This is a genomic window from Oceanobacillus neutriphilus (assembly GCF_014645515.1).
GTDB lineage: Bacteria > Bacillota > Bacilli > Bacillales > Amphibacillaceae > Oceanobacillus > Oceanobacillus neutriphilus.
The window spans coordinates 53,074-77,913 of record NZ_BMLW01000018.1; the positions used below are offsets into that span (position 1 = coordinate 53,074).

The 24,840-nt window shown below is 39.2% G+C and carries 24 protein-coding genes, 4 tRNA genes and 2 pseudogenes; 5 read left to right on the plus strand and 25 right to left on the minus strand.

Translation table 11 applies throughout. From position 1 onward, the window contains the following. Window positions 1-93: 93 nt before the first annotated feature. The 6 genes from licT to sigW form a co-directional block, all read right to left on the minus strand. Window positions 94-933, minus strand: coding sequence for a BglG family transcription antiterminator LicT (licT, locus tag IEX29_RS23325; protein ID WP_188737748.1), 840 nt, complete (start codon window positions 931-933; stop codon window positions 94-96). Between the two features lie 437 nt (window positions 934-1,370). Next, a complete protein-coding gene (gene glmM / locus IEX29_RS23330; RefSeq protein ID WP_188737750.1) occupies window positions 1,371-2,714 on the minus strand; it encodes a phosphoglucosamine mutase in 1,344 nt (447 codons plus the stop codon). 34 nt (window positions 2,715-2,748) lie between these two features. Further along, window positions 2,749-3,981 (minus strand): CdaR family protein, encoded by a 1,233-nt coding sequence (locus IEX29_RS23335; RefSeq protein WP_188737752.1) that lies wholly within the window; start codon window positions 3,979-3,981, stop codon window positions 2,749-2,751. After that, window positions 3,974-4,795: a diadenylate cyclase CdaA gene (gene cdaA, locus IEX29_RS23340; RefSeq protein ID WP_077605003.1), complete on the minus strand. Its 822-nt coding sequence runs from the start codon at window positions 4,793-4,795 to the stop codon at window positions 3,974-3,976. Before cdaA ends, IEX29_RS23335 begins: the two co-directional genes overlap by 8 nt. A gap of 271 nt (window positions 4,796-5,066) precedes the next feature. After that, the gene (gene rsiW, locus IEX29_RS23345) at window positions 5,067-5,708 is read right to left on the minus strand and encodes an anti-sigma-W factor RsiW (RefSeq protein WP_188737754.1); all 642 of its coding nucleotides are present in this window, start codon (window positions 5,706-5,708) and stop codon (window positions 5,067-5,069) included. 15 nt (window positions 5,709-5,723) lie between these two features. Next, a complete protein-coding gene (sigW, locus tag IEX29_RS23350; protein WP_188737756.1) occupies window positions 5,724-6,287 on the minus strand; it encodes an RNA polymerase sigma factor SigW in 564 nt (187 codons plus the stop codon). Between the two features lie 136 nt (window positions 6,288-6,423). On the opposite strand from sigW, the gene IEX29_RS23355 reads away from it, so the two are divergent. After that, window positions 6,424-6,576: an aspartyl-phosphate phosphatase Spo0E family protein gene (locus IEX29_RS23355; protein ID WP_188737758.1), complete on the plus strand. Its 153-nt coding sequence runs from the start codon at window positions 6,424-6,426 to the stop codon at window positions 6,574-6,576. Between the two features lie 277 nt (window positions 6,577-6,853). On the opposite strand, the gene IEX29_RS23360 is transcribed toward IEX29_RS23355, so the two are convergent. The 8 genes from IEX29_RS23360 to IEX29_RS23395 all read right to left on the minus strand — a co-directional run bounded on the left by IEX29_RS23360 (window position 6,854) and on the right by IEX29_RS23395 (window position 12,192). Then, window positions 6,854-7,969, minus strand: coding sequence for a phosphomevalonate kinase (locus tag IEX29_RS23360; RefSeq protein WP_188737760.1), 1,116 nt, complete (start codon window positions 7,967-7,969; stop codon window positions 6,854-6,856). A 9-nt stretch (window positions 7,970-7,978) separates the two neighbouring features. Then, on the minus strand, window positions 7,979-8,953 hold the full coding sequence (mvaD, locus tag IEX29_RS23365) for a diphosphomevalonate decarboxylase (protein ID WP_188737762.1): 975 nt from the start codon (window positions 8,951-8,953) through the stop codon (window positions 7,979-7,981). An 82-nt stretch (window positions 8,954-9,035) separates the two neighbouring features. Beyond that, window positions 9,036-9,992 (minus strand): mevalonate kinase, encoded by a 957-nt coding sequence (gene mvk / locus IEX29_RS23370; protein ID WP_188737764.1) that lies wholly within the window; start codon window positions 9,990-9,992, stop codon window positions 9,036-9,038. Continuing rightward, window positions 9,989-11,278, minus strand: coding sequence for a hydroxymethylglutaryl-CoA reductase, degradative (locus IEX29_RS23375; protein WP_188737766.1), 1,290 nt, complete (start codon window positions 11,276-11,278; stop codon window positions 9,989-9,991). Before IEX29_RS23375 ends, mvk begins: the two co-directional genes overlap by 4 nt. A 426-nt stretch (window positions 11,279-11,704) precedes the next feature. Then, a tRNA-Lys gene (locus IEX29_RS23380) sits at window positions 11,705-11,777 on the minus strand. A gap of 131 nt (window positions 11,778-11,908) precedes the next feature. Next, window positions 11,909-11,980, minus strand: a tRNA-Gln gene (locus IEX29_RS23385). Between the two features lie 10 nt (window positions 11,981-11,990). Beyond that, a tRNA-Tyr gene (locus tag IEX29_RS23390) sits at window positions 11,991-12,075 on the minus strand. A gap of 41 nt (window positions 12,076-12,116) precedes the next feature. Continuing rightward, window positions 12,117-12,192 (minus strand) — tRNA-Thr (locus IEX29_RS23395). A 1,575-nt stretch (window positions 12,193-13,767) separates the two neighbouring features. On the opposite strand from IEX29_RS23395, the gene fabI reads away from it, so the two are divergent. Both fabI and IEX29_RS23405 read left to right on the plus strand, forming a co-directional pair. After that, complete coding sequence (gene fabI, locus IEX29_RS23400; protein ID WP_188737768.1) at window positions 13,768-14,544, plus strand: enoyl-ACP reductase FabI; 777 nt, start codon at window positions 13,768-13,770, stop codon at window positions 14,542-14,544. Between the two features lie 189 nt (window positions 14,545-14,733). Further along, window positions 14,734-15,405, plus strand: a pseudogene (locus IEX29_RS23405) (aldehyde dehydrogenase family protein); the annotation flags it as partial. A gap of 73 nt (window positions 15,406-15,478) precedes the next feature. Here the strand turns inward: IEX29_RS23405 and IEX29_RS23410 are convergent. After that, window positions 15,479-15,751 (minus strand): annotated as a pseudogene (locus tag IEX29_RS23410) (YolD-like family protein); the annotation flags it as partial. A gap of 85 nt (window positions 15,752-15,836) precedes the next feature. On the opposite strand from IEX29_RS23410, the gene IEX29_RS23415 reads away from it, so the two are divergent. Beyond that, window positions 15,837-16,235: a hypothetical protein gene (locus IEX29_RS23415; RefSeq protein WP_188737776.1), complete on the plus strand. Its 399-nt coding sequence runs from the start codon at window positions 15,837-15,839 to the stop codon at window positions 16,233-16,235. 30 nt (window positions 16,236-16,265) lie between these two features. Here IEX29_RS23415 and IEX29_RS23420 read toward each other — a convergent pair whose 3' ends face one another. From IEX29_RS23420 to IEX29_RS23440, 5 genes are all read right to left on the minus strand, one after another. Then, a complete protein-coding gene (locus IEX29_RS23420) occupies window positions 16,266-17,246 on the minus strand; it encodes an N-acetylmuramoyl-L-alanine amidase (RefSeq protein WP_188737778.1) in 981 nt (326 codons plus the stop codon). A 48-nt stretch (window positions 17,247-17,294) separates the two neighbouring features. Further along, window positions 17,295-17,519, minus strand: coding sequence for a phage holin (locus IEX29_RS23425; protein WP_229720353.1), 225 nt, complete (start codon window positions 17,517-17,519; stop codon window positions 17,295-17,297). 15 nt (window positions 17,520-17,534) lie between these two features. Beyond that, window positions 17,535-17,876, minus strand: a complete 342-nt coding sequence (locus IEX29_RS23430) for a hypothetical protein (RefSeq protein WP_188737781.1) — start codon at window positions 17,874-17,876, stop codon at window positions 17,535-17,537. Between the two features lie 58 nt (window positions 17,877-17,934). Next, the gene (locus IEX29_RS23435; RefSeq protein ID WP_188737784.1) at window positions 17,935-18,168 is read right to left on the minus strand and encodes a hypothetical protein; all 234 of its coding nucleotides are present in this window, start codon (window positions 18,166-18,168) and stop codon (window positions 17,935-17,937) included. An 87-nt stretch (window positions 18,169-18,255) separates the two neighbouring features. Next, a complete protein-coding gene (locus IEX29_RS23440; RefSeq protein WP_188737786.1) occupies window positions 18,256-18,558 on the minus strand; it encodes a hypothetical protein in 303 nt (100 codons plus the stop codon). 132 nt (window positions 18,559-18,690) lie between these two features. Between IEX29_RS23440 and IEX29_RS23445 the strand changes: the two genes are divergently transcribed. Continuing rightward, window positions 18,691-18,894 carry a hypothetical protein gene (locus IEX29_RS23445; protein ID WP_188737788.1) on the plus strand — a complete coding sequence of 68 codons (204 nt, stop codon included), beginning with the start codon at window positions 18,691-18,693 and terminating at the stop codon, window positions 18,892-18,894. Here the strand turns inward: IEX29_RS23445 and IEX29_RS23450 are convergent. The 5 genes from IEX29_RS23450 to IEX29_RS23470 all read right to left on the minus strand — a co-directional run bounded on the left by IEX29_RS23450 (window position 18,881) and on the right by IEX29_RS23470 (window position 24,834). Continuing rightward, on the minus strand, window positions 18,881-19,234 hold the full coding sequence (locus IEX29_RS23450) for a hypothetical protein (RefSeq protein WP_188737790.1): 354 nt from the start codon (window positions 19,232-19,234) through the stop codon (window positions 18,881-18,883). The two genes, IEX29_RS23445 and IEX29_RS23450, sit on opposite strands and share 14 nt — an antisense overlap. Window positions 19,235-19,335: 101 nt before the next feature. Next, complete coding sequence (locus tag IEX29_RS23455; RefSeq protein ID WP_188737792.1) at window positions 19,336-22,056, minus strand: phage tail protein; 2,721 nt, start codon at window positions 22,054-22,056, stop codon at window positions 19,336-19,338. A 38-nt stretch (window positions 22,057-22,094) separates the two neighbouring features. After that, window positions 22,095-22,844: a hypothetical protein gene (locus IEX29_RS23460; RefSeq protein ID WP_188737794.1), complete on the minus strand. Its 750-nt coding sequence runs from the start codon at window positions 22,842-22,844 to the stop codon at window positions 22,095-22,097. Next, window positions 22,844-23,980, minus strand: a complete 1,137-nt coding sequence (locus IEX29_RS23465) for a glycerophosphodiester phosphodiesterase (RefSeq protein ID WP_188737796.1) — start codon at window positions 23,978-23,980, stop codon at window positions 22,844-22,846. Before IEX29_RS23465 ends, IEX29_RS23460 begins: the two co-directional genes overlap by 1 nt. A gap of 11 nt (window positions 23,981-23,991) precedes the next feature. Beyond that, window positions 23,992-24,834, minus strand: a complete 843-nt coding sequence (locus IEX29_RS23470) for a phage tail family protein (protein WP_188737798.1) — start codon at window positions 24,832-24,834, stop codon at window positions 23,992-23,994. Window positions 24,835-24,840 lie beyond the last annotated feature (6 nt).

A 24,840-nucleotide genomic window follows, 5' to 3' on the forward strand; every position in this document is an offset into this window, starting at 1 on the left:
AGAACACAAATAGTGCTTTCCAAATCATTCGGGTTATGCCCAAAAAGGTTACATTCCCATTTCTTTATTTTATTTTTATCAACCGCAATCTACTTAATCCCGGCTTGTTAAACGATAAATATGCAATGTTAAATATAATATCTCATCATGTGAGATTGCCCAATCATAATCATTCTTAATATAAGTGGCAATACGTTCAGCACAACGAAACGCTTTATTATATTTGATTTTGATTTGATCATATAAAAATTCGTCATAATTGTTTTCCGTCTTTTCTTTTCGGACAAAACGCATTGCAAAAAAGCGTAAATGTGTCAAAAATCTCTCATAATTAATGGAGTCTTCATCTAAGTCCATTTGATAATAATATTTAACAATGTTTAATATATCATTCACCATTTCGGTCACTTGGACTGTCTTAGCCATATTTTCCCCAGATATCTGGCTATTAACGAAATGCAATGCGATAGAGGCAGCTTCATCTTCTGGCAGATTTATATCCAATTCTGCATCTATCATATCAATTGCTTCTAATGAAATTTTAAATTCTTGTTTGTAGTATTTTCGGACTTCCCACAACAAGACATTTTTTAAATCCAATCCACGTTTGTGTCTTTCAACAGCAAAATTCAGATGATCTATTAAAGCAACATACAAGTATTCATCTAATTCATAGGGCAGTTTATCCTTTGCTAACGCAATAATATCATGCGCTAATTCTAAATAGATTTCCGGGATATCTTTTAATAATTCAGCGATTTTATTGGATATGCCTTTACTTTCCAAAATAAATATTTTATCAATTTTAGATGGATCAACCGAAGATCCTTCTTTTTTTTGAAAGGCCAGGCCCAGCCCCATTACAATGATTTCCTGATTCAGCTCATTATGGGATATGGCAACATTGTTATTTAAGATTTTTTTGATTTTCATTTTTACCCACACCTGATTCGCATTTTACTAAAACAATCAACCATTACTTTTTACTCGATAACTCATGCATGCAGTATCTGATGGAATTAAAAAAAACCTAAATTGTTTAAAAGCGCACTAATAGCGTTTTTAAATCAATTCAGGTTATGCCCAATTAAGGTTACATTCCTTAAAAAAAGTTAACTTTTATCTTATGATTAAATCGTAGCACAACTTTTCGTCTATGTCAACGCATACATTTTAGAAAAATTTGATTTCTTTTTCATATTAATAAAAGAAGGAAGATTATCATTTGAAGAAATTTCATACACGAGGAACAATCCATATACGAAACGTGCTATTAATTCCAGCGTTTGGTTATAGTCTGTCAATAAAATACATATGAAAGGAGCTATCATGCAAATACTGCATTTGATGATAGCTCCTTTTCTGCTTCCTTAAGCGCCTAAAAGATTTTCAATCACTTTTACAATGCGCTCTGCATATGTTTTGCAATCCTCTTCTGTCTTCGCTTCTACCATGACACGCACAAGCGGTTCAGTTCCGGATGGGCGAACTAAAACACGTCCATTCTCTCCCAGTTCTTCCTCTACAGCCTGTACCTCGTCCAAGATGATTGGGCTTGTCAACGCTTCGTTTTTGTCCGTTACGCGAACATTAATTAAAGTCTGTGGGAAAATGGTCATCTCATCTGCCAGTTCTGATAAAGGCTTGCCTGATTCACGCATCACATTTACAAGCTGCAATGCAGATAACAGTCCGTCCCCTGTTGTAATATAATCTAAAAAGATAATATGACCAGATTGCTCTCCGCCTAAGTTATAACCGTTGTTGCGCATTTCTTCCATAACGTAACGGTCACCAACTGCTGTCTTATCACTTTTCAGACCTGCTTCTTCCAATGCTTTATAAAAGCCTAAATTACTCATTACAGTCGACACTACTGTATCCTTGCGAAGCATGCCAATTTCTTTCAGATACTTTGCGCAGATGAACATGATTTTATCGCCGTCCACGATTTTTCCTTTTTCATCAACAGCAATAAGACGATCTCCATCTCCATCAAAAGCCAGTCCAATATCAGCCTCTTTATCCAGCACAAATTGCTGCAAGCCTTCAGGATGCGTGGAACCAACACCATCATTGATATTCAAACCATTTGGTGTGGAGCCCATAGAATGAATATCTGCTTCTAAATCCGCAAATAGATGTGTAGCCAGACTGGAAGTTGCTCCATGCGCACAATCGACTGCGATACGTAATCCGTCAAAGTCATTATCAATCGTATCTTTCAAGAAGGACAGATATTTTTGTCCACCTTCAAAATAATCACTCACTGATCCGATAGCAGGGCCTGTCGGACGAGGTAAATCATCCTCTTCTTTTTCTAATAAAGCTTCAATTTCTGCCTCTTGTTCATCTGTCAGCTTAAATCCGTCCGGTCCGAAGAACTTAATCCCGTTATCTTCTACGGGATTATGGGATGCGGAAATCATCACACCTGCCTGTGCGCTCATTGCTTTTGTTAAATAAGCAACACCAGGAGTTGAGATAACACCCAGCCGCATAGCCTCAGCGCCTGTAGATAATAAACCGGCAATCAATGCTCCTTCCAGCATATGTCCAGAAATACGCGTGTCTCTGCCAATTAAAACTCGTGGTTTTTCACTGCCTTTTGTTAACGTATAACCGCCAAAGCGGCCGAGCTTAAATGCCAATTCAGGAGTTAAGCCTTCATTAGCTACTCCTCTGACACCATCTGTTCCAAAATATTTACCCATTATTATACCTCTCCTTTGACCATCCAATATACAGCTAGTCTTCTGCCGTTTCAGCCGGATCAATTATTTCAACTGTTACTTCCTCTATACTTCCTGTAGCAGTCACATCATCTGGTGCCTCAATCGTAACAGGCACATTATGCTCTCCCGGTTCCAGATCAGAGAAATCCAGCACCGCACGAATATCATCTGCTGTTAAATCATTCAACAACGCGGAATCTCCCTTTAGTTCCACATCAAGTGAAGAGTCCGGATAAGAGACTTCCAGTCCATTTCCTAGGCCTTCTTCTTCTATAGGCACATCTTCAATCGTCTTCGTCTCATCTACTTCAATCGTTACTTCTACCTCATCGGTTTCAGGCGCCTGCACATTTTCCGGCAAATCAAGCGGGACCTCCACTGTGCCGGATTCTTCAACATCTGACAGGTCTACCGGTTCCGTGTTAACTTCAGAAATATCATCAAGGACATCACTTTGAGAGTAAATTTCTACTTCATCTGTGTTCGCAGAAATAGAACCAAGCTCAAGGTCATCTCCTAATTCACCTGTTGTTTCTACAGAGAGCGGTACAGACTTACTGGGATTATCCACTTCCACGGAAACCTGAATACTTTCAGGGTCTAATCTAACATTTAATTCATTTCCCTGCACATCATATACATTTACTGGAAGCTCGCGATTATTAATCGACTCATCTACATCTTCCATATTTACATAAACCTTTACGGAACCAATAGAGTTAATGACAGTTCGGGAGCTCGTTATCGTTATCGTTTCCGGGTCAATGCTGTAATTGACCACTTCATATCCATCTGCCATTTTGTCCTGATTAATAAGATCGGCAGTTACAGTAAACTCTTGAGATGCCCGTTCTTCTATGTTGACCTGAACCGTTTTCGGCTCAATAAATACTTCCACATCACCCGGTATATTATGCTGCAGTTCTACATCATGAGGTCCTTCCCCAAGACCTTCCAAGTCAACGTATACCTCAAAATTACGCTGAAGTAAATACGGTGTCAAGCTGGCCCTGTTCCCCTGCAAAGTAACCTGGACCTCTTCCGGAACATCGCTGACAACATATTTATCGCGGTCAATTCGAATATCTACGGGAACATTATCCAGGGTTTCTGTGGCATCGCTTGAGCCAGAGAACGTTGCATCTGAATTTGGCGTTTCTGATACATTTACAAACGCATAGAGCGTAACCGCAAAGGCTAAAGAAAGCACACGAACAAACCATTTACTTCTAAACCAATTATCCACGCTTACCATTCCCCCGTTTCCATAATTTTTTGTCAGAGGTTTTCGGCACAATTGATAAATGTGTTAAAAGCATTTCTCTTAATTTTTCTTCATTTATATCACGATGTAACTCGCCATTCTTTGTACAAGAAATGGAGCCTGTTTCCTCGGAAACAACAATCGTCAGGGCATCTGTCACTTCACTGATTCCCATTGCTGCACGGTGCCTGGTGCCTAATTCTTTAGAGATAAAAGGACTCTCGGATAAAGGCAGATAACAGGCCGCAGCTGTAATCTCTTCATTTTTAATAATCACCGCACCATCATGCAATGGTGTATTCGGTGTAAATATGTTTGTCAGAAGCTGGTGGGTGAGCTTTCCGTTAATCGGAATTCCTGTCTCCGCATATTCTCCAATTCCAGTTTCTCTTTCAATGGAAATAAGCGCACCAATTCTTCTTTTTGCCATGTAATTACAGGATGTAACAATTGCTTCAATCTCATTTTGTATAATTTCTTCAGCCGTGCTGCCGGACCTGGCAAAGATATTTCCCCTTCCCAGCTGTTCCAGTGCTCTCCGAAGCTCCGGCTGGAACAAAACAACCGTAACTACTACTCCCCAAGTGATTGCCTGCCCGGTAATAAATTGAATGGTTTGTAAGTTTAACAGTACACTTATTCCCCACACAGCCAATACAACGGCTATCCCTTTTAATAACTGAATAGCCTTTGTTCCTCTAATCAGCATGATTAATTTATATAATACATACCAGACGAGAGCGATATCAACGCCTATCCGCAGCAGATTTAAAATGTCAAATCCCCCATCAAGCATGTGCACACATCCTTTACCCAATAGAATTACTCGTTTATTTTTAAAAATTATCTATATTATCATCGACTATATGAAATTGCAGTCGGTAATTATTATATCATAAATTTGTAAAAACAGACCTATCTGTAGTTTCGTTTATTATCATTTTTCTGTTTCAGATTTTTTATGCTTATAATAACAATGTAAGGATGTTCTTTCTGATACACGGGACATATGTCCCTAAAAAAAGAGAGCGATATGTGCTCTCTTTTTCAATATCTATCTATTTTAATTAGAACGAGAATAGCCCTTTAAAGAAGTTCTTTACATGATACCAAATCCATTCAAACGTTTGATCAACGGTCTCTAAATCTCCATTTACTCCTCCGGCAGATGCCATTAGATTACCTCCATCAAGCTGGGAATCACTATCCAGGAGCTCTCCGTTAAATAAGGTTACATTACCATCAACGGTTCCAAGCACTAATAAATCTCCGTTCTTCACGTAGACATCGCCCGGAACCGTTACGCCTGCCGGTACAATAACTGTATCTCCGTCAATAACAAGCTCTTCCTGCGTTGAAACCACAAGCTGATCTGTTCCCTGATTAAAAGTAGACGACAGACTGCCTATCATCAGCAGGAAAAAGATTGCAGCTGCAACAAGGATTGGATGACGTTTAAACCAGCGCTTGTACTTCACAGATTTCTTCTCTGTCGGCAGTTTACGCATAACATTTTCTGTAAAACCCACCGGCGCCTCCATCCGCTCCGCACTTCGAATTAAAGTAATCGTCCGGTTAAGTTCATGAAAATGCTTCTGACAATCTTCACAATCTTCCAGATGCCTTCTTAGCAAGCTTTCGTCTTCTGCAGAAATATCCCCGTCTAAATAGTCATGCATTCTTTTTATATATTTTTCATTACAACTCACATCAAGCACGCTCCTTTACACATGTCGAAGCCTCTTTCTTAGGGCCTCTCTCCCCCGATGAATCCGCGTCTTTACCGTGCCAAGAGGGACATCAAGAATCTCACTGATTTCTTTTAGAGAAAATTCTTCTAAATATCTGAGCATAATAATACTTCGATATTTAGAAGGCAACTGAGAAATCTCATGATGAATATACCGCTGCAGGTCCCGGCTCTCTACTTCTTCTCCAGGAAGACGTTCTGTGCTGGCAAGCTGGGAATACATATCAAGACCCTCTGTTCCTTTTATTTCTGCATCGAGATGATAGTCCGGCTTGCGCTTGCGCATACGATCAATGGTTAAATTTGTAGCAATCCGGTATAACCATGTAGAAAACTTTCTATTTTCATCGAATGAATCAATATTTACAAAAGCACGTATAAATGCTTCCTGTGCCATATCCTCCGCTTCGTGCCTATTGCCTAGCATGCGGTAGCAATGCTGATATATTTTATCCTGATAAAAGGCTACTACATCTGAAAAAGCAGACTGATCCCCTTTTTTTACTTGTATAATTTTTTTCTTTATAAATTGTTCCATCTAATTACCTCCGCATTATGCGGTACTCTCTATACGAAACAACCGCTTGTAAGGTTTCACTTTTTCAAAAGAATGTTTATTTTTTTTCAGGCAGGGTATACCTAACGATAAGTATACTAAAAAAGGAGTGACATTTGTGGATAAGAAAACATTATTCATCAAAATTGAACAATACAGAGAAGAAATGATGACCTTATCTAAAGAGCATGGGTTAAGCTCCAAAGTCGTCTTAGCCACTAGCGAAAAACTCGATGCTCTAATCTATGCCTATTTAAAAAGGTCCTCTTGAATGCCTGCTCTTCTTTTCAAAGACATGTGTTATGTATGTCTTTTTTTGTGCCTTTTTTCAGTCTGCATATATCCAAATGTATCCTTTGTTAACTAAGTAACATCTCTACGAATAATAATATCTTATTTTTCCCTTCATATCATCACTCTTTTTTTATTTTTATAAAATTCATCAAAGTCAATCTAAAGATAATCATAATTTAAACTCATAAACAAAAGAACCGATTTACAATATATACATTGCAAAACGGCTCTCCTTTTATACTGTTCAGGATTTTTTATATAGAGTCATTCTCTTCAATCATCATTTCTCCACCAACAAAAGGGGATAATGTCAAAGCTTTAATTCCTTCTTTTTCCCAGGAAAGGGCTAGTTTTTTTGCTGTTTCTTCTGAAGGCATAAAAGCAATTCCACAATCTCCACCCCCGGCTCCAGAAGGTTTCCCGGCGCCTCCAAGATCCTCCGCAAGCTTACATAATACTGCAAGGTCAGGTGTTTCAATACTGGTATCAGCTGCTTCTCCTACTTGATTCAAAGCTTTTCGGTTTGCTTTTATTCCCTGAAATAATTGAGTCAGGTCGCTATTCCCCACCCCTGTTAAAAATTGGGAAACGGCATCTTTACTGTCTTGTAAAAATTTATTATAAGCTTCTGCATTATTCACCTTCAATAAACGAACCCGATTCACTAAATCCTTCGTAGAGGCTGCGTTGCCTGTCCAACCCACGCAGAAGTAAACATTTTCAGGTAAGGCGATTGGCTTGGATCTATAGTATTTCCAATCCTTCTTTACCACCTCAGAGATAGAGCCTGCTTCTTTGTATTCCTCGAGAAGCCAATCTGCCTGGAAGGATGAAAATTGCAGCAGTCCACCATATGTGGATGCAGCTACATCTGCACCAGAACCGTTCCCCTGCGTAACTACATGTGATAACGCCGCCAAACGGAAAATGATATCTTTATCTGCCAGTTTTGGAGCTTGGAAATGTAATACTCCCGCTACAATCGAAGTAACAATTGCTGCACTCGAACCCAAACCATATTTTACACCAGAGATATCATCCAATTCACTGCGTGTTGATACATGCATTGGTCGAATAGGTGATCCCTGTTCTTCCAAATAACGATAAGTAACCCGGAGTGCCTCTTTCACAAAGGACAGCCGGGGGTCACCAGATTCAATATGTATGTCAGTTTCTCGCCAGGACCACGGGACTTTATGAAGCGAAAAATCGGATAAAGTCAGCTGGTGACTGTCTGCATCAGAAACGTTAGCATATACAAAACGATTAACAGCCATCACTGCTAAATCCTGATAAGGCTCTAATACGGCAAACTCTCCTGCAATCATTAATTTCCCCGGTACTCTGACTGTAATTGATTTTGCCACCATTTACTCCTCCTATAGATAGCTGATTCCGTTTCCCGGCTTGCTAATAATAATATCATCTACGCCTTCAATGGAATGCAGACGTTTTTTCACTTTATCCTCGTCTTCCGGTAAATATAATACTTTTACATTAGGACCTGCATCAATTGTAAAAAACGCCGGAACCCCTTGTTCTCTTAAGCTTTGCACAGTCTGCATCACCCGCATCGTTGTATCCTGCCAATAAGTAAAGGGCGGGTTAGCGCCTAATGTCGTGGCATGCATCCGCAGACAGTTTGCCTCTGCAATACTCCCCATTTTCTCAAAATCTTTATCAGCAATTGCTTGTTTTATTTCTTGTAAATCCTTGGGTATCTGCTCAAGCCAGCCTGCATAAAAAGGAGAGGTTTCTACCGTGCGGCGCATTCCCTCTCTGCTTGAGACCTTTTTCATTGTTTTCGACAAAACAACAGCGGCAATTCGAATATCCCAATGAGATCTGTCCGCAACCTGTACTGCAAAGGAGTCTGCTCCATCTTCACGTTCTCCCATCTGCCATTCAACAAAACCGCCATAAATAGAACGGCATGCAGAACCGGAGCCTTGGCGGGCTAACTTTGATAATTCTGTATCATCTAAGGAGAGCCCTATTGCTTTCGCACTTGCAGCAGCCAATGCTGCAAGACCGGATGCAGAGGATGCAAATCCGGCAGCAGTAGGCACATGATTTACTGATTGAACCTGTGCATATATTTCATTTCCAGAAAGAGCCCGAACCTTATCTAAAAATACTGCTACCTTTCCCAGATCGTTCCCTTCTACATTCTGTTCATTTAAAAGGAAAATATCTTTCTTTAAGTCCTCTTGAAAATGCACGGTTGTCTCTGTAGAAAAACCATCTAATGTAACGGAAAGATTACTATTGGCAGGGAGAATTAATGATTCATTCCGCTTTCCCCAGTACTTAATTAAAGCGATATTCGTATGTGCTCTTGCTGTTGCCTTCATATTTGAATCCCCTCTTCTACATACCTGTTAAACATTCATTTACTACAGTGAAAAAAACCCTTCCACTGAATGAAGTTTCACTTTATTTCTTTAATACAAATGGCCAGACTGCCGCAGCACCAAATCGGCGTAATTTTTCGGCTAACTGTTTCGAATGCACTTCATTTTGCGCAAGTGCAATAATACAGCCGCCATTTCCGCCGCCTGTCAGTTTTGCTCCCAAAGCACCTTCTTCACGGGCAAAGTGAATTAATTTATTTAAACCGGCATCACTTACACCTAATACTTCCAATTCTTTTTGCGCTTCATTTAACAGCTGCCCAAGAATGTGTTTACTCGCTTTTTCTAACGCTTCTTTCGCATTATGCGTCAGTTCTCCGATCCGTTCTATTTTGGAATGAATACGTTGTGGAGCTGTTTTTAGCAGATTTGCTACAGATTCAACCGATGTACGCGTATCACCAATCCTGCCGGAGTCTGCAACAATAAAATGAAGATCTTCTCCTAATTCGATGTGCTCTACAGGATTTCCCCTTTTATACCAGACTGGCTTATCCGAGGTAATGGTCAATGTATCAAGCCCGCTGGGAGCTCCATGCGCGTAGGTTTCTGCAACATTCGCTAATTGAAGCAACTCCTCTACGGAGCATTCCTTATCACAGTAGTTGAATATAGAACGAATGACAGAAATAGCTACAGATGCACTGGATCCAAGCCCTTTCCCCGGTGGTACAGAAGAATTAATTCGTATTAATAAGTCTTTATAGGGGATCCCAAGATATTCACAGGAACTGGAGACACATTCCACAATTCCTTCCAGCTCTTTCGGAGCATGCTTCAATGGACCGTGATAAAAAGTACTGTCCATTTTCACCGCTCCAGGAACATACTCAATCACTGTCTCTACACCAATTAAAGGAAATGGAATAGCAATTGCCGGCTGTCCGTGTACAACCGCATGCTCTCCAATTAAAATGACCTTACTATGAGCTATGCCAATAGCTGTTTTTTCCGACGCTGTTACTTTTTCTGCACTCATTGTTTATACTGTTCCACCAATTCTTTAGCTTTTCCCACACGGATTTCTTGTTGTTCTACTAATTGTTTTGCTATCACATCAATCATCTCCCCAGTTGCTCCTCCAGCAATCGCAACAGAACGTGAATGAAGTGCCATGTGACCTTTCTGAATACCGTCTGTTGCCAACGCTTTGAGCGCTCCAAGATTTTGAGCGAGACCAACTGCCACAATTACTTGCGCAAGCTCTTCTGCTGATTCAATTTGCATAATGGATAAAGAAAAATCAGCAAGCGGATGTACGCGTGTTGCTCCTCCGACTGTTCCTATAGACATTGGTAATTCAATTTCACCAACAAGATTACCTTCTTCATCCTTGGACCATGTAGTCATAGATCCATAATGGCCATTTCTTGCAGCATAAGCATGTGCTCCAGCTTCTACTGCCCGCCAATCATTTCCTGTCGCTATCACAACAGGATCAATACCGTTCATAATCCCTTTGTTGTGCGTTACAGCACGATACGGGTCAGAAGCAGCAAATTCATAAGCATGAACAACGCCGTCTCTTACCTCTTCCCCAGAGAATGAACCTGTTTTCAGCAAGTTTGGAGGTATAACGCATTTTGCTGATACAAGGCTGCGGTCCGCATAGTTTGATAAAATACGCAAATAGACCTTTCCCTTGGTTATCTCTTCCACGATTGGCGCTATAGATTCTACCATTGTATTAATCATATTAGCACCCATTGCGTCACAGGTATCTACGTAGATATGCATAACCAGCATTTTACTATATGACGAAGAATCCTCTTCATTCAGAATCCGGACATCTAAATCCTTCACACCGCCGCCACGGTTGACAATACTTGGATAAGCATCATCGGCAGCACGCATTAATGTATCTTTTTGTTGCAGGATTTTTTGCTTTGCTTCCTGAAAATCAGGACATCCAACAACTTGAATCTGCCCAATCATCAGTCTTTCCTTTGACTCTGCCTGAAATCCGCCAGTTTCTCTGACTATTTTTGCAATATGGCTTGCAGAAGCAACGACAGAAGCTTCTTCAATAGCCATTGGTACTACATATTCTTTCCCGTTTATCAAAAAATTTAATCCTAATCCAAATGGTAATTGATAGGTACCAATGACATTCTCAATCATATTATCTGCTTTCCCAATAGTAAGCGCGTCTGCGTTAGACAAATTTTGCGTTTCTGCATCCGTTAAAGAAAAGGCTTCACGTAATAATGCGCGCCTGTCTTCTACCGTCATATTATAAAAACCGGGTATTCTTGAAGAGGTCATGCCTAGCTCATCCTTTTTATTTATCATATCTAAATATGTTTTTTATTACTAAGTACTAAATTAAACTATATTTGATTATAACACGAATTCTACCGTTTTTTCATTTAGAAGATACTTATTTCGTTACTGGAATTATGTTAATCATTTTGTCGTAATAAAATAAGAATTTTTAAGTTAAAAAAAGCACAGCACCAGTCTATATACTTACGATGCTTCTCTTATGTTATACTTTCTCCTGATTTATTTCTTATTCGTAATTTCAAAAAGCAAGAGCTTTAATTATTCGTTTCCCACATAATGTATTTTAATCGCCAGTGACCTGAATACATTTGAATAAGGCTAAAACAGTTTACTTATTTATAAAGAAAAAAACGAGATAATATTATCCCGTTTTCCTAAAGCATTTTATACTTGTCACTCTTTTGATGAGCCATGAAGGATTCGAACCTTCGACCCTCTGATTAAAAGTCAGATGCTCTACCGACTGAGCTAATGGCTCCTATGTTAAATGGAGTATTGCTTTATTTAGTGCTTTTCTGCTTGGTGGACCCCTGCATCTGCATGCCTGCGCTTGAAATAAATGCTTCGGGGTTATTCGAAGCTTATTCCAAAAAAGACATAAAAAAAAGGCTGGGCCACTAGGATTCGAACCTAGGGTACACGGGATCAAAACCCGATGCCTTACCGCTTGGCTATGGCCCAACAAAAAACATGGTGGAGGGGGGCAGATTCGAACTGCCGAACCCTGAGGGAGCGGATTTACAGTCCGCCGCGTTTAGCCACTTCGCTACCCCTCCATATTATTGTTAACCATACTATCAAATATATACACAAAAAATGGTGCCGGCCAGAGGACTTGAACCCCCAACCTACTGATTACAAGTCAGTTGCTCTACCAGTTGAGCTAGGCCGGCATAATGGTGGAGGATGCAGGGCTCGAACCTGCGACCCCCTGCTTGTAAGGCAGGTGCTCTCCCAGCTGAGCTAATCCTCNGATGCGTTGTCCGAGAAGCTTTATGTAAGTATCTCTCGCAAACTGACGAATTTTATTATATCGAGTAACCAACCGTTTGTAAAGAGAAAAATGAAAAAAACTTTATTTTATTTTTCAAAAGCTCTTCGATTACCTTCATTTCCTTATTCCAATGCTGTTTTTAGAGACTTTCATTTCATAACACATTTCATTTTTTGAATATTCCCTTCTATATAATATTCAACTTTCGCACTTGAGAATAAACATCTATACCTTACTATTCAAGGATGAATATGTTCTTTATTATCCTGCTTGCATTTTGTTAAATTATCCTTCTATTGAAATAGAGATTGTGTATAGCTCCGCTCCGACCAACCACTACGCTTTCCATGGGGACGGCTTCAGCTAACTTGAAAAGAAAACCGCTTTTCAAGTGGATCTTCAGCTCGCCCTGTCCCCATAGGAGTCTACGTGGTTGGTCTGCGCTCAGTTGGGCTTCTACAGTGAATGAAAGAAGTCATATTCTGATGGAGTTGGATGCAATGCTTTTTGCTTGTTGAAAAGATTATTTTAGTGTTTTAAATGGTTGATTTGGCATTTTAAATGATAACGCAGTATGGATAGTAAATATCGGGAATAGCTTTCATGAATAGAAAGTAATCGTGACCGGACATTTTTATTTATGCCTTGAAAAATATGTTTTTAACTGGTCTAATTTCTATTGGCTCTGTTGTATTAAACAGTATAGAATCCCCTTTCAGCGTAAGCGGACCGTTTTGACTCCTGAAAGAAAAGCGGAAAGCGTCGTTTAAAAAAAGTAACAACTGGACCGAAGCAACTGAGATAAAGGAATCATGCCCCTTTAGGGGTATGCCGACGTTAGGCTTCAGCCTGCTTTTAGTCGGCCTTCCTTTACTTTAACGGATGATGACTTTCACCCGCGGGGCATAAGTGCGGCGGTTTTGATGGGGCGAGTAATCGCAGTCCCAGTCCCAACTTTAGCTCTGTCTGCGCCTGACGGCTTGCCAGCCGCTAAGTCTTCTTTATCGTAGGGCGCTGTCGGGAAGTTGTCTAGTTTTTGACGCTTGTAGCTGGACAGGGATTAGCATCATCTGAAGATCCACTTTTGCCAAGTGCTCTTCTTGGAAAAAGTTAGCTGAAGAGCATGCCCCTCAGGAAAGCAAAACGGTTCGCCGAAGCGGTGGCTTTTACACGTTACCTTCTTTTTAGCTAGAGTTTATGTTTTGTCAAGAAATAGATAGAAGGAATGATTAACTCCTGTCTTTATGATAAGCCAGTTATTTTTTAAGGTGCTTGTAATTCAACTTATACAGTTAAAAAATATACCGATAATCCTCCTGAGAAAGCAAAGTATATTTTCATAACAGTACTGCCCGGGCTGCCTTTTCCGTTTACATATACTATCCTAACTAGAAGAAAAACGGATTATCACTTTATCACCTGGTACTAATCAGTTATAATAGGTGCTAAGTTAAATGTTGAATGGAGGATGAAAATGACAAAACTATTAGAAGGTAAAAATATTGTTGTAATGGGTGTCGCCAATGAAAGAAGTATTGCCTGGGGTATCACAAAATCTCTACATAACGCTGGAGCCAGCCTTATTTTTACGAATAGACAAGAAAGATCCTATAAAAAATTAGTCAAACTTTTAGATAAGCATGAAATTGAACCAAAAGCAGTTGTTTCCTGCGATGTAGCATCAGATGAGAGCGTGCAGGAGGCTTTTAATGAAATAAAGGAAAAAGTCGGTGTGATTCACGGATTGGTTCACTCAGTTGCTTTTGCCAAACGCGAAGAACTGCAAGGCGAGTATGTAAATACTTCCCGTGACGGCTTTTTACTTGCACAAGAAATCAGTGCTTATTCGCTGGTATCTGTTACAAAGGCTGCACAGGAATTAATGACTGAAGGCGGTTCAATTGTCACACAAACTTATATTGGAGCGGAGCAGGTTGTTCCAGGCTACAACGTTATGGGTGTTGCTAAAGCATCTCTGGAAGCAAGCGTCCGCTATTTAGCTGAAGATGTAGGTAAACGCGGGATTCGCGTGAACGCTGTATCAGCCGGCCCAATTCGTACACTTTCTGCAAAGGGAGTGGCTAACTTCAATGAAAAATCACATGTTGTAGAAGAAAGAGCTCCATTGCGCCGTAATATTGATCAGGATGAAGTTGGAGATGCAACTTTATTCTTCCTAAGTGCACTCTCTCGCGGAATTACCGGAGAAGTATTGCATGTCGATGCCGGATTTAACATTATCGGTGGCTGATTTCTTCAAAATATACAAAACTGTCTCTCTCCAAAAAAGAGAAGGCAGTTTTTTTATTGGCAAAAACAAAGTTTTCTTCTACGTTTAATGTTTTTTGTAGCGGGAATTAATATTAATACATGTTCAAATTAGCTGATAAAGTTTTTTGAAACATGCTTTATTGGAATATATATAAAGGGGTGTAATAAAATGTATAACTATATACAGCATTATATTAACGGTCAGTGGGTTGATTCCACTGGAAACGAGAAAATTGATGTGATCAACCCTGCAACGGAAGAAAAAATTGGTGAAATCAGCTCTGGTACGAAAGAGGATCTCGATAAAGCAGTAAAAGCTGCACGAGCTGCATTCCCGGCTTTTTCACAAACAACCAAAGAAGAACGAGCTGCCTTGTTAGACCGCATTGCAGATGAATACGAAAAACGGAAAGATAAGTTTATTGAAATAATTATGGCAGAGCTTGGCTCTCCAATAACTTTCACAACAAATGTGCAATATCAGATGGGATTAAACCATTTCCGCACGGCAGCAAAGCTGGTACGCGATTTTGAGTTTACCGAAAAACGGGAAAACTCCTTTGTCCAAAAAGATGCTATTGGCGTTGCCGGTTTAATTACACCATGGAATTTCCCTACAAACCAGGTTTCTACGAAGCTGGCTTCTGCGTTTGCAGCAGGCAGTACTGTGGTACTAAAACCTTCTGAAGAAACTCCTTTCGCGGCAATGCTGCTTACTGAAGCGATGGAAGCTGCCGGTGTTCCCAAAGGAGTATTCAACCTTGTATCCGGAACAGGCGATACAATTGGTAATGGAATCAGCTCTCATCCGGATATTGATTTCGTATCTTTCACCGGATCCCCTGTAGTTACATAAGCACAAAATATACATATATATAAAGAGGGGTTTCCCCTCTCTTTTTTAGTTCCTTCTATTATACATCCTCAACTTGAATAATCCGGTTAAAAGGAATTTCTATCCTGCCAGACTCATTAGAGCATTTGATAATCATATCCCAGATATTAATCGGTTCATCTATGTTACATACGATTTCTTTAAATTCACCATCATTAAAATATTTTATCCATACTTTTGTACCCTGCTTATGCGCCAGATATATCTCAAATCCGTTATGCTCCAGCTGGTGCTCATCTAATACTGGCTTTTCAATCATGAGTATTCCCTCCCAAAATTGCCGTTTGACGAATGTTTGTTCTGGTTATAATATAAATATATCAAATTAATAAGAACGCGTGTACTGTTATTATTTAGCAATGAAAGGAAGGATAAAAATGGAAGAAGTATCTGTAACCTATGTCACGCCTGAAATGTACGGATATACAGACAGAGGTATACAAAAATGGATGGGATTGATATTAGCTGACCAGACCGATGCGATAAAACAAATAAACAATGAGGTAGACGAAATAGAAGGCAAAGATGAAATGAGCATAGAAGAGATATCACAAGTGCTGCATAGAGCATATGCAATGGATTTTCCGATAGCGATTCAAGCAAATGCCATGCGCAATGGAAGTTATTACAAGGATGTGGAATGTAAGATAGCTGGATATGGAAACGGAAGGATATTTTTGAAGGTGATTGATGGGAGAAAGACTAGTTGCACGATTGACCAAATAAGGAATGTGGAGTATATGAGTCCGCTGGATTGGTACGATAAGAAGAAATAGCCCCCACAAGCGTGAGGGCTTGTTTTATGCCTAAAACGCACCAGCATTTAACCTACGTTGCAATGCCTTGACCATTGCAGATGATGGTCTGCTAATCACTCCATCTTGAGGAGTACCTAAATATTTTTGCAATGCTCGTACAGTACCAGGTCCGAGTTTACCATCTGCACTTGAACCGACTTTACGTTGTAACGCTACAATAACATTACTACCCCCATTACCAAATTGTACTGTATTACCATATAAGGATTGAGTGACAGAGTTTCTAGGTTGTTTGGATATAATTCCGTCCACAGGTGTTTTTAATGCCTGCTGCAATGCTCGTGTCGTGCCATTACCCCATTTACCATCTACAGACAGATTAACTTTTGGGTTTGTCTTTTTAGTGGTGCTGGATCCTGTTTGAGTTTCCTTTTGCTTGGATACTTTTTCAGAGGCACTATTAGTATTCTTTACATTAAGAAACTCCATAATACCATCAGCAATGGCCTCACCCTGCGCTTTAAGTTTTGCATTATCACGCATAGATTTAATATCAATTCTTGAATCCATAAAACCTCCCTCGGTAAGGACGGCAGGCATTTTTGTTTGACGAGTGATAGCGAGGTTAGATTTTTTCATACCTCTATCCTTTAGCCCCATTGCTTTAACGTATTTGGGATGGATACATCTAGCTAATATTTCAGCTTGTGGATGCGATCCGTTTTGAGTAAATGTTTCAATTCCTATTTCGTAATTGAGCCATGATGTACCAAGCGCATTGTGATGGCATGATACATATGCATCTGCACCCCATGCATTTGCTTTATTTGTACGTGCAGTTAACCCGATATCCGTTTTACCAGACGCGTCATCAGTACGCAAGACCTCTACACCATTAGCTTTTAGTTTTGCAATCGCCGCTCTCACTACTGCGTCATTAAAATTCCACTCATATTCGCCAGCTGGCGAACGCTTGCCCGGTGTTGAACCACTTCCGCCATGGCCTGCACACATTGCTACTTTTACCATAATATAAAACCTCCTCTAAAATTTAAAAAGAGCAGCCGCAGCTACTCTTTACTTGGTTAGATAATTTTTCTTTAAAACTTCTTTTTGCTGCTTGCCTTTCCAGGTAATATAATTATTTTTGAACCACGTCCATACACTTACGACAGTGGTTAACCCCAAAGCAATAGCTTCTTCACTAAATACAGGAACGGCATTTAATCCCGCCTGCTCCAGCCATACGTTTACCCAAACAATTACTAATGCTACAGTTCTTATGATTGTTCCTTTATCCATTTTTATCATCCTCCATTAACTATTAATTACATAGTTCAAGACAAATACCGCCAGGCTAATTCCGACGGCTAACCATGTTGGCAAATGAGTCATTAAATTTTCCCGACGCTTTACTTCCCTCTCAACATCATCAATGCTGGCTTTATCTTTCATTTCTGCTTTAATCTCCTGAATGTCTTTTTCTAACTCATTTGCTTTATTTCGAGCACCTTTAGCGATGTCATAAGTCTCATTCATTCGCTCTTTCATATCCAAAAGGTTGTCCAACTTTCCACTTTGCTCTGCAAGCGAGACCTTGACTTCCATCAAGACATTCATAAACTTTTCCATGTCCTCCACATCCTTTTGTGTGTCCATTCTCGACCCCCTTCACTGCGACATAAAAAAGACACCTCTTATGAGATGTCTTTTGAATTTATATATTTTCTCTTAAAAATCTTTCTCCGGCTGCCGTAATACCGATGATTTCTTTATTTCCTTCAGCCACGGTTTTATAGTTAAGCAATCCGTTACGATCAATATCTCTAAATGCATTTAATATCTTGACGTTTTCCTCGTGTTCCATTGCAATTTCAATGGTAGTACGGTTAAGATAACTTCCATTTTTGACATTGCGAAGAATGTGTAATATTAATGCTCTATGATTCATGAAACCCCTCCCTTTATACCTTTATCGACATAATAAGAGGGCCCTTAAAGCGTAATTAAGCACCCGTTAGGATGCTGTGGTCAATGTTTAGTTATTGTTTAAGGTTTGAATTATATGATTATAATTTTCATTTGATACAAATGGCTCAACTATTTTAAGTTCTTTCATCAATTCATCCGCAGCATTTTTATTTATATAAAACAATTGTTGAATTATATATGCTTGGGATTCTTCGTCGTAATTTTCAACGATTGATACATTTCTTTTTGTACCATTAAGTTTAGAAATATAGTTGTTTTCTAAATCCGTGAAAAACCAATCATAAACATTAACTCCTAAATTATTTGTGTGATTTTTCATTTCTATAATATCCTCGACAGTATTAACCATCTGACATCCCTCCTGTCTACGTATTCGACAAAAAGAAGGAAAATCCTTCTAAAAGATGTTTTTATTTTACATTTTATAAAGGAAATTATCCTTCTCTGTCGAATATAGTAATTTGGAAGGAGGTGGATACTTATGAGAGTGGAAACCCATATTAAGATTAAAAACGGTCAAACTGTTATCCTGCCAAATATTCCTAATGAATTTAATGATTCTTTTTTTCGTCAGATTGAACAGCGACGGATAAATAATGACACTGTTTTTCTATATTCACCAAAGGAAGAGATTTCAGTAAAAGCGAGAGATATACATTCAATTGAATTCATCATTCTCGGCTAAATGAAAGATTTCCAACAGCAACACCTATTCGCATTGGTTCAACTACTTTAGCAGAAGAAATGGACATATTCTTGTTTCCTAATTCAAGGATTCTGTCCATTTTCTTTTCAATGCGATCCAGTTGTGTTTCTACAACAGGTCCCTTCACATCTTCATTATTGTTAGAACTAATATATAAATCTCCTTTGTCTGCCCCTATATACATATTTACCCGCACCCCTTCATCATTGATATATTTATCCTGCAAACAATCTTTACATTCAAAATAGGTTGCTAGGCCGCATCGCGCTTTTTCTACAATAGGTTTATCAATTGACTTCCCACATTCTTTACATTTCATATTAACCCTCCTTGTTATTTTTCTTTTGTTTAGACAGCTCTGAATCTTTATCCATTTCTTCAATTTCTTTTTCTTTCAAAGTTTTTTCCAACTCTGTAATCTTAGCTTGCATCTCTGCTGAAACTGTTTCTAATTCTGCGATTCGTAGGGCTTTGTCTGCTACTTGACCTGCCAAAGAGTTGGCGATTGAATTTATGCGATTGTTTTCCATGTTCTATCTCTCCTCTTAATTTATTATTCTCTTCATGCAATTCCTGCACTGATTTTGTTAGATACATAACAAGGTCATTTATTTTGATTTCTTTTCCGCTTGAAGATGAGATATCTGGACTGTTTTCAGCGATAACTCCAATTTGACGGCCAGCCTCTGGAGATTCAATCCAATCAAAATTAACAATATTCAATCCACAAACGACATCTAGTCCATTACCCTCATATGGTTTAATATTAGTCTTTAGCTCTTCACTGGAAGAGGAATTAAATTCTCTTGCGACCATTGGGACCAATGTTCCACTCCTTACTCTGGTAGCTCTAACGTCAACATTACCTTGTATAAAGGTTGAACCATCCTCGTGAACAAGCCTACCTCCGCCGTCTAAAATGACTTCTCTAATTCTGATTGGCCGATAACTGCCTCCATCGCCAAGCAAATTACTTGTCACTCTTAATTCTCCGCTAGATACGCCAATATAAAAGTTTGACCCGGACATATCGGTGTTCAGTTTAATGCTTCTAAATGACCCTTCCGCAGCCTGCAAATCACGATAATTAGGGCTTCCGTTATTATAACCGGCCTTAGAAGTAATTCTTAGTCGGTCATTGACTAAAGCATAAGCATTATCACTTGGAGCTTCTAAGCTACCTATAAATGCGTCAGCTTGAACATTTCCGCTATTTATATCTCCATTACCATTTGTGGCATAAATAATTGGTCTACCGGACGTAGACTTTTTAAAACGGAGACCACTACCATAATTGGCAGATGGAGAACCGTACTGAATCCAGCCATCTGATAAGCCTGCGCTATCATTGTCCTTAACATTAAACCTAAAATGATTTAGACCATCCCTATTGCCATCCCTTGGTTGTAGCGTGACAGTTCCTCGACTGGCAAGTATTTTAACATCCCTGTCAGCATCCAATATAATGTCTCTGTTTGCTGTCTTTATGGCAACGTGTCCTTGGTTAGAAAAGATGGTTAGACCTCTAATATTACCCGTATTCCATTGCGGGCCATTGTATTGATGGGAAAAGAACTCTATTACACCAGATCCGGAATTTTCTTGGTCAGGATTTTCATCTGCATACCCTTGTATGAAAGTAGAGATACCTTTGTCAGAGAAGTACAGACGTTTATTTTCTGCCTCATTATTCACACGGAAATAGCCTCGTCCTAACTGGAACTTAAGATCAGCATAGCTTGTTTCGCCAAACCAAGTACGGTAATACTGTCCCCGAGATTCGATATAATCTCCTTCAATAAATGTATAGGTGGTATCATTACCACCTACTACTCTAACAAGATTTGCATCTAATGTACCCGTGGTTACATAATCAGCTACTATACCCAATTCAGCTGACATTGCAGTACCGTATGTTTTACCGCCATCGCGACTAAACCCAATCGCGTCACCAACATAGCGTGTCATATAGTTTGGGTCGTCTCCATTCCAACCAACAACACCATTTGGCGTGTATTTAAATACACTGTTGTTATTGCCATTAATGATTTCTGATATTTCCTTAACCCGTTGATCTAAGGCAGACAACGGAACTTGTTTTCTTCCGGTGATAATATCGTTTATATTTTTAACAGCTGTTTGCATATTGGATTGGTGACGTTTAACCAGAGACTCTGTTCCAAAAGTCAGTTTGATATCAACTACATTTCCTCTCCAGTCTTTTGTTATAGTCTGATTAACTATTCTTACTTCATCATTTAGTCCAATCCGTTCATCTATAATAAATACCCTATCACCTAATTGAGTTCGGGCGATAGGGTATCCTTGATTACGTAAATCATGTATATCGGCTGTAACGCTTATTTTAAGAGAGTTATCAACTGTTTCTTTTAAAACATTGTATAGTTCGTCACTGTCTGTTCTCCTGCCGTCCTTTAGAGGAGGGGCGTGTTTCTTACCTAAAATCTTCGCTAATGGTGAAGTATATTCTCTTTTTATTTTTGCCGTTTGCCATCCTCCATCTTCGCCATCATCGTAATCCCCATACCCTCGCATATAAGTCCAATATTCTTCGGCATCATTCTCTTGAATAATGTTGGACGCATTTAAACGGTGGCGATACATAACAGACAAATCTCTCCCGGTTTGCCGCTCGAGATAAACGGTGCTGCCGGATATGCGAAACTCTGCACCATATCGGTTGAGGGCGCGTTTAAACGTTTCAAGCTTAGTTTCTCCTTCACCAAAACCCTCCCATTGAACAGCCTGAAAAGCATCAACAAGAGCAAACGTAAAGCCAGTATCTTTAAAGATAAGGGTAAATGCTTGATTAGCAGTCATGTGGGAATCATGTCTTTCATAGATTCGATCATTATCTAAGGTATCAAAAAACAGTGGTATCCCTTTGATATCCACTGTCATTAGTTTTCCTTCTCCTTTTTTCTTGCAATAGACTACCTTGTACTCTACATTGCTATTATCTACTATGGACCACATTTCTGCTATATTTTCAATGAAAGCTTTATTGACCTTTGTAGAAAGTATTTTTACTGATATAGATTGATTTGCATTTAACTCTCCCTCAATAGTGTAAGTCGCTTGCAGCATATACTCATTGCCAGATAAATCTACAACGTGCATATTATCATCACCCCCTAAACTTGATAATCACACATCTCTTAGACCCAAACTGAGAGATAGCAATATGCATTTTGGTTAGTTAAATCAAGAACAGCCCCATTGCTTACATAACATATTTTAAGTGACAGTGTTCCATCCTGGTTAATCGTATGCCCTCCGCAAGTCGGTGCATATTTAAAATCAGTCGAACCTGTTACAAAAGGGATTGGGTTTAATCTAAAATTATCTTGCAATGCTGTATCTATTTTTACAGATATCGTTCTTGGGTCAGACATCTCTGCTGATAAGATTCCAAACGCAGGAGAATTATAATGCACAATAACGTCCCCAGTCGGAATTTTTCGGATAACACCCATAGCAATACATTCTGGTTTATTTGATAAATCCACTCTTTCTGTATTAATACGGATGTTTCTAAATTGAATTTCAGCATTTACTCCTGTATCTAATCCAAGAGATAATCGGCTGTACTGCCCGTTTTTATTTGCGGGAACTTTAAATGTATATGACTTCAATTCCCATTCCGTGCTGGTCAGTAAATCGCTATACGTTTTTCGGTCAGCAAAATTGCTGTTATCCGATATATCTAAACCTATTCTTCCACTTTCTCCTACAGTATTTCTATATTCAAAATCTATTTTCACTTCTTGTTCGGGCTTCAGTGATAAAGGATATCTTAACCAGCTGTACCCAGATGACCCATCATTTTTGATTGTGATGGTATCTCCGTTAACATTATAATCCTTTGCGTCATTAAAACAATCTCTCGTTAAAGTGCCTACTATCATTAATATTGCACCTCCGTAATATCATCTGTCATTAATTTGGTAAATCCTATACGCGCATAACGGGATACTTCTTGCTGGGAATAAATAATAGAGATAGCGTAGTCGATGTTGTTCCGTCTGGCTCTCATTAAATTTGCTTCTGTAGCCGTCCCTTTGTTCGCTGAAAATGCACCTTTACCATCCTTAATTAATAATGGAAATGCCGCATCGACTTTTTCTTGATTCCCACAAGATGCGCCGATAATCATTCTGGAAGATACTTGTCTAATGGTCTTAATGTTTTCTGCAAAATTATCCATTGGATCTAATTGCAAGATGCAGTTATGATCAAATCCGTATTTCATCAACATAGTGACGATGTTTTTTAATTCGTCCGGTGTTTCAATCCCTTTCAAATCAACGTAGACACGCTTTGTACCTTGAATAGCTGACAAATAATCTTCCAAGGTCGGAATCTTAAGACCAGCAAAACGACTTGAAAAAGAGCTGCCGGCATCCAATCCGCGAATTTCGCTATATAATAAATCAGAAACATTCCCTGTACCGTTTGTTGTCCTATCAACTGAAGCATCATGCATAAGGATAGGCACTCTATCTTTTGTTAGCCTCACATCAAATTCAATAGCTGCCCCTGTTTCAGCGCTTTTTACACCAGAGTATATTGTATTTTCCGGGTACAGCCTTCCAAACCCTCGATGCGCAATAATTTCCGGTTCAAAGTTTGCGTTAACAACAGTAGCTTGGGTTTTGTCTACTTGCTCTGTCAAAGTATCAGCGACATTATTAATCGCGGAAGCATCAAAACTTTGTATCGGCTCCCATTTGCTTCCGTTAAAACGCCAAACAGTGCCCCCTTGACGTTTATCATCCGCATTGATTGGATAATCCGCAGAGTCATTCCTCGACATCACAGCATCGCCAGCAATGGGATTGGGGTATGTTGAATCGATGTCCTCGTAAACATCTACAAAATCCAGCCAATTTAGTTTAGCGCTGTCTATAATTTTTTTGATTGTTTCTTCAGTAATTGTTCCCACTACACCGCCTATACCTTTATATAATTCTTCAAACATTCGATTATGTTCATTTCGGTTCTCTCTGTCCCATTTTGTTGATATCGGCTTAAATCCCGCCATATTCATACCTCCTACTTATAATAAAAAGGAAAATCAAACTCTATTTTTGCTGATATAGCCCCAGTTATGTTGAACTTATTCCAACCTGGAGCAAGTTCAATAAATTCCTTGTTTGTGTTTCTTAAAAATTGTACCCAGTTTGATGTTATATTTGGGCCATCTAATACAATAACTTGGCCATTACTTACCGCTTGATTAATCCGAAAAATGTTATTTGTTGTTTCGTTTTTTAATTGAAAATATGATCCTGAACCTTCTACTTCGGATATGGTAATATTTAATTCCTGTTCAAACGGATGTATGGGTACATTTCCAGCGTTAAACACTTTAAAGTTTTGACCGATTGCAACGTTATGCGTGTAAATAAGTGATTCATCGATTGCCTCAATACCCATGCCAAAACCCCATAATTCACTGTCTGCGCTTATACCAGCTTTTTGGATATCTTGAGTGGTTCCGATTGATTCGGCCACCCCTTTCAATCCAATAAATCTGATTTCAAAATTACCAAATACATTGCGTTGCGGAACGCTGTACGCATCCTGCACCTTAACCAGCCATCGTTTACCTGGCTCTCTATGTTCAATCAAATAAAAAGACTCCTCATTTCGGAAGATGTGAAATATCTCATCTCTCAAAAGCGAGAAGTCTTCTATATCGTAAGATGTTGCCCTGAAGTAAACGTTTATATCTCTCGGTCCGATAGAGCTGCCGTAATCAATAACACCTAAGCCACCTTCAGCTTCACCAAATTGATGGTTATAGGTAGGGGCTGAAATGATAAAATCCCTTGTCCTAATACCTGCATCATCTAGGTTGATTATTTCGCCGTTATGGCGTTGGATAATAGTCATATCATC

Excerpts from the sequence above, each read along its gene's own strand:
- licT (WP_188737748.1), bottom strand. The coding sequence starts at position 933 with ATGAAAATCAAAAAAATCTTAAATAACAATGTTGCCATATCCCATAAT.
- glmM (WP_188737750.1), bottom strand. The coding sequence starts at position 2,714 with ATGGGTAAATATTTTGGAACAGATGGTGTCAGAGGAGTAGCTAATGAA.
- cdaA (WP_077605003.1), bottom strand. The coding sequence starts at position 4,795 with ATGCTTGATGGGGGATTTGACATTTTAAATCTGCTGCGGATAGGCGTT.
- sigW (WP_188737756.1), bottom strand. The coding sequence starts at position 6,287 with ATGGAACAATTTATAAAGAAAAAAATTATACAAGTAAAAAAAGGGGAT.
- IEX29_RS23360 (WP_188737760.1), bottom strand. The coding sequence starts at position 7,969 with ATGGTGGCAAAATCAATTACAGTCAGAGTACCGGGGAAATTAATGATT.
- mvaD (WP_188737762.1), bottom strand. The coding sequence starts at position 8,953 with ATGAAGGCAACAGCAAGAGCACATACGAATATCGCTTTAATTAAGTAC.
- mvk (WP_188737764.1), bottom strand. The coding sequence starts at position 9,992 with ATGAGTGCAGAAAAAGTAACAGCGTCGGAAAAAACAGCTATTGGCATA.
- IEX29_RS23375 (WP_188737766.1), bottom strand. The coding sequence starts at position 11,278 with ATGACCTCTTCAAGAATACCCGGTTTTTATAATATGACGGTAGAAGAC.
- fabI (WP_188737768.1), top strand. The coding sequence starts at position 13,768 with ATGACAAAACTATTAGAAGGTAAAAATATTGTTGTAATGGGTGTCGCC.
- IEX29_RS23415 (WP_188737776.1), top strand. The coding sequence starts at position 15,837 with ATGGAAGAAGTATCTGTAACCTATGTCACGCCTGAAATGTACGGATAT.
- IEX29_RS23420 (WP_188737778.1), bottom strand. The coding sequence starts at position 17,246 with ATGGTAAAAGTAGCAATGTGTGCAGGCCATGGCGGAAGTGGTTCAACA.
- IEX29_RS23425 (WP_229720353.1), bottom strand. The coding sequence starts at position 17,519 with ATGGATAAAGGAACAATCATAAGAACTGTAGCATTAGTAATTGTTTGG.
- IEX29_RS23430 (WP_188737781.1), bottom strand. The coding sequence starts at position 17,876 with ATGGACACACAAAAGGATGTGGAGGACATGGAAAAGTTTATGAATGTC.
- IEX29_RS23435 (WP_188737784.1), bottom strand. The coding sequence starts at position 18,168 with ATGAATCATAGAGCATTAATATTACACATTCTTCGCAATGTCAAAAAT.
- IEX29_RS23440 (WP_188737786.1), bottom strand. The coding sequence starts at position 18,558 with ATGGTTAATACTGTCGAGGATATTATAGAAATGAAAAATCACACAAAT.
- IEX29_RS23445 (WP_188737788.1), top strand. The coding sequence starts at position 18,691 with ATGAGAGTGGAAACCCATATTAAGATTAAAAACGGTCAAACTGTTATC.
- IEX29_RS23450 (WP_188737790.1), bottom strand. The coding sequence starts at position 19,234 with ATGAAATGTAAAGAATGTGGGAAGTCAATTGATAAACCTATTGTAGAA.
- IEX29_RS23455 (WP_188737792.1), bottom strand. The coding sequence starts at position 22,056 with ATGCACGTTGTAGATTTATCTGGCAATGAGTATATGCTGCAAGCGACT.
- IEX29_RS23460 (WP_188737794.1), bottom strand. The coding sequence starts at position 22,844 with ATGATAGTAGGCACTTTAACGAGAGATTGTTTTAATGACGCAAAGGAT.
- IEX29_RS23465 (WP_188737796.1), bottom strand. The coding sequence starts at position 23,980 with ATGGCGGGATTTAAGCCGATATCAACAAAATGGGACAGAGAGAACCGA.
- IEX29_RS23470 (WP_188737798.1), bottom strand. The coding sequence starts at position 24,834 with ATGACTATTATCCAACGCCATAACGGCGAAATAATCAACCTAGATGAT.